The following is a 12,798-nucleotide window of genomic DNA, read 5'->3' on the forward strand; positions in this document are numbered from 1 at the left end:
GGCTCTGCGGGAAGGACCGAGCGTCGCCGATCGTGGTCCATTCCAGGCCGGGGCACAAGGGGGTTCGTTACTGGCGGGTAACGGCCAGATAACCTAGGTGCGACCCGCCGCCGTCGGGCAGCAACACAGGGTGTTACCCAGGGCCACGACAGAACGGTCGAATGACGAACACACCGGACAGTTCACGGGGTTCGATTTACTGCGAGTAACAGCGGCCGCGATTGCCAAGTTTTGGCAAAGCGCGGCCGCTGTTTATCTACGTGTCAACAAATCGCCGGTGGCCCGGCGATGTACGGGCGGCGCGTGGCGGCGGGCCCGGAGCGGCCGCGAAGCCGGTCCGGAGGCTGCCTAGAAGAGCACCCGCGCGAGCGCCGTACGCGCCGCGGACACCCGCGGGTCGTCCGCGCCGATGACCTCGAACAGCTCCAGCAGCCGCAGTCGCACCGCGTCCCGGTCCTCACCGAACGTGACGCGGACGGTGTCCACCAGGCGCCCGAAGGCGTCCTCCACGTGGCCGCCGACCAGGTCGAGGTCGGCTGCGGCGATCTGCGCCGCCGGGTCGCGCGGGTTCTCGGCCGCCGCGGCCCGCACCGCCTGCGGGTTCATGTGCTGGACCCGGGCGAGGAGCTCGGCCTGGGCCAGACCCAGCTTGGCCTCGGTGTTGCCCGGGTCGTCGGCGAGCACGTTCTTGTACGCCTGGACCGCGCCGCCGAGGTCACCGGCGTCGAGCGCGACGACGGCCGCCTCCAGCAGGGCGTCGTGCGGGCCGGCCGGCATCTCGTCCTCGGCCGCGGCGGCCGGAGCGGCCCCCTCCGCGTCCGGGTCCACCTCGATGCCGATGATCCCGAAGCGCTCCTCGGCGACCTGGACGAGCTGGGCGAAGGTCTCGCGGATCTGCTGCTCCGGGACCACGCCCTGGAACAGCGGCAGCACCTGACCGGCGACCACGGCGAAGACGGCCGGGATGCCCTGGATCTGGAACTGCTGCATCAGCATCTGGTTGGCGTCGACGTCGATCTTGGCGAGCACGAGGCGACCGTCGGCCTCGGTGATCAGGCGCTCCAGCAGCGGGCTGAGCTGCTTGCACGGCTGGCACCACTCGGCCCAGAAGTCCAGGACGACCGGAACCTCTGCGGAGAGCTGGAGCACATCGCGTTCGAAGCCGGCCTCGTCTACGTCGATGACGAGCGCGGACGGCGGCACCGCGCCGGCGGACGGACCCGCCCCGCCGGCCTCGCCGGCCCGCTTCGCCGCTTCGGCACGGGCTTGCTCGGCCTTGGCCTTGGCCTCGCCGGCCGCCTTCACCGCGGCGAGGTCGACGACGCCGCTCATGGACATGTTTCTGGGCTGCATGCGTACATCCTCCCCCGTGTGCGCGCGCCGACGAAAAAGATCGCGTGAATTGGCCGTGCCGCCGTACCGTCGCGATCGTGGTGTTGAACGGCGCCGGGTCCCCACCTGGCGCCAGTAGCTCTTCGCGTGGTTGTCGCTCTTACGCTACGAGCCGTAGCGTAACTCCCCCGGCGGCCCACCGCGCCCCTTCCGGACCCGTGATCTGAACCACAGCGGCCGGTTCGGCTACCGGCGGGTATGGTCTCGGCCATGCGCAACCCCAGCCCCGGCCGCACCGGTCGTCCCCGCAGTGCCGCCGCGGACGCCGCGATCCTCGCCGCGACCCGGGACGCGCTCGTCGAGCTGGGCTGGTCGAAGCTCACCATGGGTGACGTGTCCGCCCGGGCGGGGGTCGCCAAGACCACCCTCTACCGGCGCTGGGCGGGCAAGAACGAGCTGGTCGTGGACGCGGTCGCGGAGCTCTTCGACGCGCTCGAACTCCCGGACCGGGGCTCCCTCGAAGCGGACATCGAGGACGTGGTGCTGCAGTTCGCGGAGCTGCTGCGGCGCCCGGAGGCCCGTACCGCCCTGATGGCGGTCGTCGCGGAGTCCACCCGGGACGAGGCCCTGCGTGACCGGATCCGGTCGGCGATCGTGGACCGGCAGAAACGTCTCGTCGTACTGGGTCGCGAACGGGCCCAGGCTCGCGGCGAACTCCCGTACGAGGAGGACGAGTCCCTCGCGGGCCGCACCACGGACCTGATCTTCGATGTGATCGCGGGCACGGTGGTGCACCGCGCCCTGGTGAGCTCCGAACCGGTGGACGAACTCTGGGTGGCCACCTTCACGGCGCTCCTGATGCACGGCCTGCGCGGCCCGGCGGCCTGACGCGGCCCGGCCACGGCCCCGGCTACGCCTGCGGTGTCCGGCGGGGCTTCCCGGGCCAGCTCACCGTGATCTGCCGGCCCTGGTTCTCCGGCGGCGGCCCCAGACCTGCGCCCGCGAGGGCGGCCCGGCCCGCGTACAGCCCGGCCAACCGGTAGCCGTCGTCCCGGGAGTCGACCTCGTGGAAGCCGCCGTCCGTGACGCGCACCCGGGCCGCCACCCCGCCCAGCCCCTCCCGGATCCCCTCGAACACCGCGGGCAGGAACTCGTGCGGCAGCCGCTCCTCCCGCACGGTGTGCAGGAACTCCGACGCGCCGTCGGCGCCGGGCGGTTCGAAGTCGACGACGATGTACGCGTACGGGCCGCAGCCGATCTGCATCACCACGCGGGCGCTGACACCGGGCACGGAAACGGGAAGGCCGGTCATGGGGCCACCGTAGGGGCATCATGACCGGCCGTTCCACACCTTTACGGGAGGCGGGTCAGAAGCCCGGGGGCTCGGTGTACGTGCCCCACTCGTCGCGCAGGACGTTGCAGATCTCGCCCATCGTGGCCTCGGCCCGCACCGCGTCCAGCATGGCCGGGATCATGTTCGACCCGTCCCGGGCGGCGTCCAGCATCGCCTTCAGCGCCGCGTCGACCTTGGCGTCGTCGCGGCGGGCCTTGCGGGCCGCCAGCTCCCGCACCTGGACGGTCTCGACCTCATGGCTGACCCGGAGGATCTCCAGGTCCCCGGTGACCGACCCGTGGTGCACGTTGACGCCGACGACGCGCTTGTCGCCCTTCTCCAGCGAGCGCTGGTACTGGAAGGCCGACTCGGCGATCTCCCCGGTGAACCAGCCGTCCTCGATGCCGCGCAGGATGCCCGAGGTGATCGGCCCGATCGGGTGCTGCCCGTCGGGGTGGGCGCGCAGGCCGCGCTCCTTGATCTGCTCGAAGATCTTCTCGGCCTCGGCCTCGATGCGGTCGGTGAGCTGCTCCACGAACCAGGAACCGCCCAGCGGGTCCGCGACGTTGGCGACGCCGGTCTCCTCCATCAGCACCTGCTGCGTGCGCAGGGCGATCTCGGCCGCCTGCTCGCTCGGCAGGGCAAGGGTCTCGTCGAGGGCGTTGGTGTGCAGGGAGTTGGTGCCGCCGAGCACGGCCGCGAGGGCCTCCACGGCGGTGCGTACGACGTTGTTGTACGGCTGCTGCGCGGTCAGGGAGACACCGGCGGTCTGGGTGTGGAAGCGCAGCCACATCGACTTCTCGCTCTTCGCCCCGTAGACCTCCTTCATCCAGCGGGCCCAGATCCGGCGCGCGGCGCGGAACTTGGCGATCTCCTCGAAGAAGTCGAGGTGCGCGTCGAAGAAGAAGGACAGGCCGGGCGCGAAGGCGTCGACGTCCATGCCGCGCGAGAGGCCCAGCTCCACGTAGCCGAAGCCGTCGGCGAGGGTGTACGCGAGCTCCTGCGCGGCCGTGGCCCCGGCCTCACGGATGTGGTAGCCGGAGACGGACAGCGGCTTGTAGGCCGGAATGCCCTTCGTGCAGTACTCCATGAGGTCGCCGATGAGGCGCAGGTGCGGCTCGGGTTCGAAGAGCCACTCCTTCTGGGCGATGTACTCCTTGAAGATGTCGGTCTGGAGCGTGCCGTTGAGGACGGCGGGGTCCACGCCCTGCCGCTCGGCGGCGACCAGGTACATGCAGAAGGCGGGGACGGCCGGGCCCGAGATCGTCATCGAGGTCGTGACGTCGCCGAGGGGGATGTCCTTGAAGAGGACCTCCATGTCGGCGGCGGAGTCGATGGCGACCCCGCAGTGCCCCACCTCTCCGAGGGAGCGGGGGTCGTCGGAGTCGCGCCCCATGAGGGTCGGCATGTCGAAGGCGACGGAGAGCCCGCCGCCGCCGGCGGCCAGGATCATCTTGTAGCGCTCGTTGGTCTGCTCGGCGTTCCCGAACCCGGCGAACTGCCGGATGGTCCAGGTCCGCCCGCGGTAGCCGGTGGCGTGGAGACCGCGGGTGTACGGGTACTCGCCCGGCCACCCGATGCGCTCGAAGCCCTCGTACGCGTCGCCGGGCCGGGGCCCGTAGACCGGCTCGACCTCGTCGCCGGAGAGCGTGGAGAAGTCTGCCTCGCGCTTGCGGGCCTTGTCATAACGGGCCTGCCAGCGACGGCGGCCTTCCTCGATGGCGTCAGCGTCCATACCCATGAATTTACTAGGACGTCCTAGTAAATGTCGATGGCAAACCCCCGGAGACTCGCCCCGGGGGTGGGTGATGCTCGCCTCGTACGCGGAGGCGATCAGGCCTCGGCGGTCGCGACCGAGTCGCTGACCAGCGGCTCGACCTCGGCGCGGACCTTGCGCTCGACGAAGAAGGCGGCCACCGGAATCGTTCCGCTGAGCATGACCCAGAGCATCTTGCCGAAGGGCCACCTGGCCTTGGAGCTCAGGTCGAAGGCGAAGACCAGATAGATCATGAAGAGCACACCGTGGGCCTGCGAGACCACGAAGGTCAGGTCGGCGCCGGTGTCGAAGCCGTACTTCGCCACCATGCAGGCACAGAGGATCAGGAGCATGACCGCGGTCACGTAGGCCATGGCGCGGTAGCGGGTCAGCACGCTTCGTTTCATGCCGACGAGCCTAGCCGTCCGTTTTGCTCGATCTTGACGCGGCCCCGGGCCCCGGCCACGGGTCCCGGCCACGGGTCCCGCCCCGGCCCCGCCCCGGCCTCCGGCTACTCCTCGAAGTCCGCCGCGGCCACCCGCAGCGGGCGCAGCAGCGCGAAGATCTCCCCGCACTCCTCGGCGTCGTACGCACCGAGGCCGAAGTCGACGGCCATCAGGTCCTTCGTGGCGGCCTCGACAACCTCGCGGCCCTTCTCCGTGATGGAGGCGAGGGTGCCGCGGCCGTCGTTCGGGTTGGGCCGCTTGGCGACCAGTCCGGACTTCACGAGCCGGTCCACGGTGTTGGTCACCGACGTCGGGTGGACCATCAGCCGCTCGCCGATCTTGGACATCGGCAGTTCGCCGGCCTTGGAGAAGGTGAGCAGCACCAGCGCCTCGTACCGGGCGAAGGTCAGCCCGTACGGTTTGACGACCGCGTCGACCTCACCGAGCAGGATCTGGTGCGCGCGCATGATCGAGGTGATCGCGGCCATCGAGGGCACGGGTCCCCAGCGCTGCTGCCAGAGCTCGTCGGCGCGGGCGATGGGGTCGAAGGGAAGGCTGAGCGGCTTGGGCACGCGTCCGACCCTACCGGGAGGTCACTTCACCGCGAGGGCCGTCTCATCCCTCAGTCGTCCCTCCTGCCGGACAGCGGCCCGGAGTTCGGCCAGGAGCAGCAGGACGACCCCCGTGCCGAGGAACCCGGCGCCCGTGACGACCTCGTGCACGGGGCGGAATTCGGCGGCGAGGCCGGCCAGGGCCATGCCCACCCCCTGGAGGGTCATCAGGCCGGTGCTGAGCAGCGTCATCGCCCGGCCGCGCAACTCGTCGGGAACGGCTTCGACGTACCACTGGTCCAGCCCGAGGGTGTAGGCGTGGGCCAGCCCGGCGAGCAGCAGGGCGGCGAGGACCGCGGGCAGCCCCGGCCGGAGCGCGAAGAGCAGGAGCGGCAGCAGCCCGGCGGCGGCCAGCGGCGCCACGATCCGCGATCGCGTGCGGGCGGTGAGGGCCGAGCCGGCCCAGAGCTCCCCGGCGATGGTGCCGACGGGCATGGCGCACATCATCAGGCCGAGGGCGGCGGTGCCGGCGCCGATGCCGTCCGCGTACGGGGCGAGCAGCGCCTCGGGGACGACGAGGAAGACGGGCGGCAGCCAGAACAGCAGCATCAGCGCGCGCAGCCGGCGCCGGCCGAGGACGGCGCGCAGTCCGGCCAGCGGGGAGGTACGGCCGCTGCTGCGGGCGGGGCGGCTGCGCGTGCCCAGCCGCAGCAGCAGCGCGGAGCCGAGGAACCCGGCGGCGGTGAGGGCGATGGCCGCACGCGGCGCGAGCACGGTGAGCAGCAGCCCGCCGAGGCCGAAGCCGATGAGCTGGGCGCTCTGGGCCACCATGCGCAGCAGTGAGCGGCCCAGGACGAAGGCGTCGCCGGTGCCGAGGATGTCGGAGAGGGAGGCGTTGCGCGTGCCCTGGAACAGCGGCGCCACGAAGGCCATCGCGCAGCGCAGGACGAGCAGCACGGCGACGGGCGTGCCCGGCGCCACCATGGCGGCCGCGCAGAGCGCGCAGACGAGGTCGCACGCGACGAGCACCCGGCGGGCGGGGTGGCGGTCGGCGATCCCGGCGAGCAGGGTCCCGCCGAGGACGTACGGGAGGAACCCGAGGGCGAAGGTGAGGGCGCTCATCAGGGGCGAGCCGGTGGTGCGGTAGACGAGGACGGACAGCGAGATCTCGGCGACGACCACGCCGAACACGGACAGCAGGTGGGCGGCGAAGACGGTCCGGAACTCCCGGACCCGGAACACGGAGCGGTAGCCCGGCGGCGGTGCGGACCGCCCGGGCGCCTGGGTGTGGGCTGGCATGGGCCCAGCGTCCCGGGCCCGGGGGCGGCGTCCCACAGATTCGGCTGTGGCCGAATGTTGAGGCAGAGTCCTTACCTCGGAGGCAGTCTCGGAGAAGGGGAGGGAGCGCCGGGATGGGGTTGCACCACCACTTCGGACACGAGGACCTGCTGCGGTGCCGGTTCGCGCTGTCGCCCGCGTGGGAGACGCAGGAGGCGGTCCGCACCCTGAACCGCCCGGACCGGCAGGGCTACCACCTGCCCTGGCTGCGGCGGATCCGCGCCGCCGCCGACGGGCTGGACCTGCGGCCGCTGGGGCTGCTGATGCCGCACCGCGGGCACAGCGCGGACTTCATCGGCCCGCCGCCGAGCGGCCCCGGGGTCTCCTTCGAGGAGGAGATCGCGCTGATCCGCGGCGCGGATCCGGCCGTGGCGCGCGAGGACATCCGCAGGTCGCTGGCGTGTACGCCCGGCGCCCTCGACAGCGACCCGGGCCGGGCCCTGCTGGCCGATCCGGCCCGGGCCGTACGCGATCTGGCCGACCTGCTGGAGCGGGCCTGGAGCGTGCTGGTCGAGCCGCACTGGCCGCGGCTGCGGGCCCTGCTGGAGGCGGACATCCTCTTCCACTCGCGCCGCCTGGCCGCCGGCGGTCTCCAGTCGCTCTTCGACGGGCTGCATCCGAGCCTCGCCTGGGACGCCGCCTCGCTCACCCTGACCATCGAGCGGCCCACCAGTCACCACGAACGCGTCCTGGGCGGCCAGGGGCTGCTCCTGATGCCGAGCGCCTTCATCTGGCCGGGGATCGCGGGCGGCTTCGACCCGCCCTGGCAGCCCACCATCGTCTACCCGGCCCGCGGCATCGGCGCCCTGTGGACCCCGGCCCAGGAGAACACCCCGGAGACGCTCGCCCGGCTGCTGGGCCGGGCCCGGGCCGAGGTGCTGTGCGCGCTGGAGGAACCGGCCTCCACCACGGCGCTGGCCCACCGGCTCGGTCTGGCCCCGTCCACGGTCTCGGCCCACCTGGGGGTCCTGCGGGCGGCGGGGCTGCTCGTGTCCGCCCGCCACGGCCACCAGGTCCGCTACGAGCGCACCCCGCTGGCGATCGCGCTCACCACGGGCGACCCCGGCCCCTGAGCCCGGGCCGCTGAGCCCGGGCCGCTGCACCCGGGCCCGCTCGGCCCGTCCCGCTCGGCCCCGCCGCCCGGTGTCGCACAGCCATGCCAACTGCCCGACATGTCAACATATCCCGGTATCTCGCTCCGCTGCCCGACCCTTCGTCCCGAGGAAGCCGGATGCCCCCCGCCGCTCGCAGGCCGCGTTTTCGCACCACCGCCCCCGTCCTCGGCCTCCTCGCGCTCCTCGCCGCGGCCCCCGCCTGCGGCGGCGAGCCCGCGCCCGAGCCCGGGACCCCCGCCGCGACGCCCGCGGCGCCCTCCCCCATCGTCGCCGCCGAGGAGTCCCCGTTCTGGGTGGACCCGCAGAGCGACGCCGCCCGGCAGGTGGCCGCCTGGGAGGCGGCGGGCCGCAACAGCGACGCCCAGGTGCTGCGCCGGATCGCGGACCGCCCGCTCACCCTGTGGGGACCCGGCGACGACCCCGGCCCCGAGATCCGCCGGGCCAGGGCGGGAGCCCGGGCCACCGGGCGGACCCTGCTGCTCGCCGCGTACAACATCCCCTACCGGGACTGCGGCCAGCACTCCGCCGGCGGCGCCCCGGACGCCCGGGCCTACCGCAGCTGGATCGGCGCCTTCGCCGACAACATCGAGGACACCAAGGCCGTCGTCGTCCTGGAGCCGGACGCCATCGCGCACATCATCGACGGCTGCACCCGGCCCGAGCACCACGCCGAGCGCTACCAGCTGCTCTCCGAGGCCGTCGACCGGCTGAAGAAGAACCCCAACACCAAGGTCTACCTGGACGCCGGCAACCCGGCCTGGATCCCCAACCCGATGGACCTCGTCGACCCCCTCTTCAAGGCGGGCCTGGACCGCGCCGACGGCTTCGCCCTCAACGTCTCCAACTTCCAGCCCGACGCGGCCGCCCGGGCCTACGGCGCCAGGATCTCCAAGGGCACCAGCGGCAAGCACTTCGTCATCGACACCAGCCGCAACGGAGACGGACCGCTGCCCGGCAACCGCGCCCAGGCCTGGTGCAATCCGCCGGGCCGCGCCCTCGGGGCACCGCCGACCGACCGGACGGGCGACCCGCTCGTCGATGCGTACCTCTGGGTCAAGCGGCCCGGCGAGTCCGACGGGACCTGCCGCGGCGGCCCGTCGGCCGGCACCTGGTGGCCGGACTACGCCCTGGGGCTGGCCCGCCGCGCCCGGGAATGACCGGCAGGACATCCCCTACGGCGCCGCCGGCCGCGGGGCCTTGACCTGGAGCCACTTCGCCACCGAGGGCGTCCCGTCGGCGTCCGTCACGAACAGCATGTACCAGCCCGGCGGCACCAGCGTCGGGTCCTGCGGCACCTCGACCGTGACCGAGTCGTCCGTCCGGGTCAGCCCGAGCTCGATCGAGCGCTGCTCCACGTCCGTGGTGTGCGTGACCGCGCTCGGCCGCATCAGACGGGCCCGCTCGATCCGCTCCGGGTGCGCGGCGGCGAAGGTGGCCCGCCCGTCCGCGCCGGCCTCCTCGGGCCCTTCGCCCAGGACGGGTCGCCGGGCCGGGTCCCGGTAGAGGTACGGGGGCGAGTACACCTCCAGCCGGTGCTCGAACTTGCCGAGCCTGGTGTTGTCCTTGTCGGCGAAGAGCGGGTCCGATCCGAAGGTCGCCACCCGCCCGTCGGGCAGCAGCAGCGCCTCGGAGTGGTAGTTGCGGCCCACGGTCGGATCGGCGGCGGCCACGAAGGAGTCGGTGCGCGGGTAGTAGAACTGCGCCTTGTGGATGTCGCTGGCGCTGCGGCCGCGGTAGTCGGCGGAGCCGCCCGTGGTGAAGACCGAGTCGTCCGGCAGCAGCACGCTGCTCAGGTAGCGGGTGGCGCGCGGCAGCCGCGCCGAGGACCGGAAGACCGGGTTGTCCTCCTTCAGGTCCACGATCGCGGTCCGGCTGGACGAGAGCCTGGACTCACCGACCCCGCCGCCTCCGAGGACCATCACCCGCTGGTCCTGGGCGGGCGGCAGCAGGAGCGAGGAGGAGGTCTCCAGCCGGTCCGGCTCCGCGAGTCCGCCCACCTTCTTGAACTCGTTGGTCTCCAGGTCCCACACACCCGGCTCGCGCCCCTTGGTCTTCGGGCCGTAGCCCGCGTTGGAGCCGGTGTAGAGGAGCTTGCCGCCCTGCACGAGGAAGAGCGCGGGATAGGTCGGGAAGTAGTGGAAGGGGGCCTTCGACCACTTCTTCGTCCGCGGGTCGTAGTACTCGTTGTCGCCGGGCACGACGTCGCCCACGTCGTTGAGCCCGGAGACCGCGAGCACCCGGCCGTCCTGCAGGGTCACGAGGGTCGGGTACCAGCGGGCGTCGCTCATCGGGTCGACGCGCAGGTACTTCTCCGCCACCGGGTCGAACTCGTAGGCCGACTTGATGCCCTGGAAGTCCTGTTTGTCGGCGCTCAGCCGCTCCGCGAGTCCGTAGACGTTGTCGGCGTCCTTGCCGGTCAGCCCGATCACCTCGTACTGCGCGGCCTCCGTCGTCAGCCCCTCGGCGCCGGGCTTCACCGCCTCCACGAAGACCCGCGACTCGGCGGCGACCACGGTGGTCCGCCACGGCATGACCTGCCCGCCGCGCCCGTAGGTGATCTCGAACTTCTTCCTGGCCTTCGGCACGACCACGTCGAACTTCGCCTCGTACTCCACCCCGGACGGAGACCGGAACCGGGTGCCCTTGCGCAGCTTGACGGCCTTGTCGGGGTTCTCGTTCTTGACCCGCATCCGGCCTCCCGCCCGGGTGACCTTCCCGTGGAGGACCTCGTAGCGGGCGGTGCCGCCGGCCACCAGGAGCCGCCCGTCGGGCAGCTGGCTGTGCCCGGCGCAGAAGAAGTCCTCCGGCGTCGGGATCTTCTTGAAGCTGTCGTCCTCCGGGTCCCACAGGACGGTCTCGAAGGTCCCCTTGTCGAAGTTCTTCTGGTTGTTGCCGCTGCCTGCGATGAGCAGCACCTTGCCCGTGTGCAGCAGGGCCGCGTGCATGGCGTTGATCCGGTACTCCTCGGGGAGCCCGATGAGGCCCCACGACCCGTACTGGATCCGGTAGCTGGTCTGCCCGATCTTGTACGCGTGGTACTTGTCCTCGGCGAAGGAGATCGCGGCGGGCGCGTTGAGCGCGACCAGGACCAGCACGGCGGCGGCGCCCAGGGCGGTCTTCTTGAACTTCTTCGACGGCCGGTAGTCCATGCTCAGTTCCCTCCTGTGGCGCGGACGTACGCCGGCTCCTCACCCGGCTCGGAGCCTCCGTCCGCCCCGCCCCCGGATGCCGGCCGGCGACGCGTCACGCACCACACGGCGACCGGGGCGAGCGCGATGGCCAGTGCCAGCACCGCCCAGACGCGCATGGCGACGTGGGTGTGGTCGAAGCGGACGGAGGCCAGCAGCGAGACGATCAGGACGGCGGCCCAGAAGAGGTGGATGCGGAAGGTCATCAGCCGGTCAGGGCTGGCGTCACCGCCTTTGGGGGTGACGACGAATCGGCCCTCGGTGCGCAGCACCGCCGAGCCGAGTGACCTGAGGTAGACGGGCGCACAGACGGCGGACAGGGCCATGCCCGCGACTCCGCCGGAGCCGGCCGGTTCGTGGGGCGAGACGTTGTGGCGGCGGTTCCACAGGTAGAGGCCCACCTGGAGGGCGGCCGCGTCGGCGTAGAGCATCAGCCAGACCTTGGAGGAGACCTGGGTGCCGGAGGCGCCGAACCACAGGAAGAGGGCGCAGCTGAGGACGCCGAGCAGCCAGTTCACGGCGGTCATCGGGTAGTAGACGAGCATGAGCGTGTAGTTGAGCCGGCGCCCGGCGGGCATCGTGAACAGGCTCTTGCGGTACTGCTTGAACAGGGTCTCGTAGGTGCCCCGCGACCAGCGCAGCTGCTGGGTGAAGAGGTCGGTCCAGGAGGCGGGTCCCTCACCGACGGCCAGCACGTCGGGGGTGTAGACGGAACGCCAGAACCGCCCCGTGGCCGGGTTCCTGCTGCGGTGGAGCTCGAAGCCGGTGGCCATGTCCTCGGTGATGGAGTCGTAGAGTCCGCCGATCTGGCGCAGGGCGCTGATCCGTACGGTGTTGTTGGTGCCGACGAACATGGGGGCGCCGTACCGGTTGCCGGCGCGCTGGATCAGGGCGTGGAAGAGGTACTGCTGGGACTCGGCGGCCTTGGTGACGGCCTCGGTGTAGTTGCCGTAGACCTGCGGGCCGACGACGAAGGCGACGTCGGGGTCGCGGAAGAAGCCGAGCATCCGCTCCAGGTAGTTGGCGAGCGGGACGTGGTCGGTGTCGACGGAGGCGAAGAACTCGTAGTCGTCGCCGTGGCGCGCGAGCCACGAGTTGTAGTTGCCGTGCTTGGTCTTCGCCCGGTGGGCGCCCTTCGCCGTGTTCCACTCGGGCACTCCCTTGCGGGTGAAGTGCCGTACGCCGAGCTTCGCGCACAGGGCGCGGGCCTCGGGGTCGTCGCCCTCGTCCAGCAGCCATACGTCCAGCGGCCCGTCGTGGCGGACGCGCCGCGCTCCCTGGAGGGTGGCCCGCACCATGGCGAGGGGCTCCTTGCCGGGGACGTAGGTCGTCAGGAACGCGACGCGGGTGCCGGGCTCGGCCGGTACGGGGACGGGGTCGCAGGCGGCCATCGTGGCGTGGGCGATCGACACGACGTTGACCAGCGTGAACAGCATGATCAGCGCGATCGAGCAGAGCATCATGGCATCGCAGACGATCAGCCAGCGGGCGGCACCCTCCCGGACGGTCCAGTGGGTGGGCCAGACCAGGTAGAGCAGCAGTCCGGCCGCGGCCACCGGGGCGAGCGTCATGAGGGCGATCGCCCGTATTCGGGTGCGGACCTCCTCGCGCGAGAGCAGGGAGCGGTACTCCACCCGGTGGACGCCGTCGGGGCCGGGAGCCGGCTGCGCGAACGGGCCGGCGAGGCGGCTGTGCGTCTCGTAGTCGAAGCCTTCCGGCGCCACGGTCCCTCCCGGTGC

Annotated in this window: 11 protein-coding genes; 3 read left to right on the top strand and 8 right to left on the bottom strand. The window is 72.0% G+C overall.

Going from position 1 to position 12,798, the window contains the following annotated elements:
• Positions 1-348 precede the first annotated feature (348 nt).
• The gene (locus KO717_RS11635; protein WP_301366406.1) at positions 349-1,353 is read right to left on the bottom strand and encodes a tetratricopeptide repeat protein; all 1,005 of its coding nucleotides are present in this window, start codon (positions 1,351-1,353) and stop codon (positions 349-351) included.
• A gap of 249 nt (positions 1,354-1,602) precedes the next feature.
• Between KO717_RS11635 and KO717_RS11640 the strand changes: the two genes are divergently transcribed.
• The gene (locus tag KO717_RS11640; protein ID WP_301366407.1) at positions 1,603-2,220 is read left to right on the top strand and encodes a TetR/AcrR family transcriptional regulator; all 618 of its coding nucleotides are present in this window, start codon (positions 1,603-1,605) and stop codon (positions 2,218-2,220) included.
• A gap of 22 nt (positions 2,221-2,242) precedes the next feature.
• On the opposite strand, the gene KO717_RS11645 is transcribed toward KO717_RS11640, so the two are convergent.
• The 5 genes from KO717_RS11645 to KO717_RS11665 form a co-directional block, all read right to left on the bottom strand.
• The gene (locus KO717_RS11645; RefSeq protein WP_301366408.1) at positions 2,243-2,644 is read right to left on the bottom strand and encodes a hypothetical protein; all 402 of its coding nucleotides are present in this window, start codon (positions 2,642-2,644) and stop codon (positions 2,243-2,245) included.
• A 55-nt stretch (positions 2,645-2,699) separates the two neighbouring features.
• Positions 2,700-4,400, bottom strand: coding sequence for an acyl-CoA mutase large subunit family protein (locus KO717_RS11650; RefSeq protein WP_301366409.1), 1,701 nt, complete (start codon positions 4,398-4,400; stop codon positions 2,700-2,702).
• Between the two features lie 98 nt (positions 4,401-4,498).
• Entirely contained in the window at positions 4,499-4,828 is a 330-nt protein-coding gene (locus KO717_RS11655; protein ID WP_301366410.1) for a DUF3817 domain-containing protein, read from the bottom strand.
• A 104-nt stretch (positions 4,829-4,932) separates the two neighbouring features.
• Positions 4,933-5,439, bottom strand: a complete 507-nt coding sequence (locus KO717_RS11660; protein ID WP_301366411.1) for a MarR family winged helix-turn-helix transcriptional regulator — start codon at positions 5,437-5,439, stop codon at positions 4,933-4,935.
• A gap of 21 nt (positions 5,440-5,460) precedes the next feature.
• Entirely contained in the window at positions 5,461-6,717 is a 1,257-nt protein-coding gene (locus KO717_RS11665; RefSeq protein WP_301366412.1) for an MFS transporter, read from the bottom strand.
• A 113-nt stretch (positions 6,718-6,830) separates the two neighbouring features.
• On the opposite strand from KO717_RS11665, the gene KO717_RS11670 reads away from it, so the two are divergent.
• Both KO717_RS11670 and KO717_RS11675 read left to right on the top strand, forming a co-directional pair.
• Positions 6,831-7,829, top strand: coding sequence for an ArsR/SmtB family transcription factor (locus KO717_RS11670; protein ID WP_301366413.1), 999 nt, complete (start codon positions 6,831-6,833; stop codon positions 7,827-7,829).
• 158 nt (positions 7,830-7,987) lie between these two features.
• Positions 7,988-9,028, top strand: a complete 1,041-nt coding sequence (locus KO717_RS11675; RefSeq protein WP_301366414.1) for a glycoside hydrolase family 6 protein — start codon at positions 7,988-7,990, stop codon at positions 9,026-9,028.
• Between the two features lie 15 nt (positions 9,029-9,043).
• On the opposite strand, the gene KO717_RS11680 is transcribed toward KO717_RS11675, so the two are convergent.
• Positions 9,044-11,020, bottom strand: a complete 1,977-nt coding sequence (locus KO717_RS11680) for a kelch motif-containing protein (RefSeq protein ID WP_301366415.1) — start codon at positions 11,018-11,020, stop codon at positions 9,044-9,046.
• A gap of 2 nt (positions 11,021-11,022) precedes the next feature.
• Complete coding sequence (locus KO717_RS11685) at positions 11,023-12,783, bottom strand: glycosyltransferase family 2 protein (protein ID WP_301366416.1); 1,761 nt, start codon at positions 12,781-12,783, stop codon at positions 11,023-11,025.
• Positions 12,784-12,798: the final 15 nt, after the last annotated feature.

It is taken from the genome of Streptomyces xanthophaeus (assembly GCF_030440515.1).
Classification (GTDB): Bacteria; Actinomycetota; Actinomycetes; order Streptomycetales; family Streptomycetaceae; genus Streptomyces; species Streptomyces kutzneri.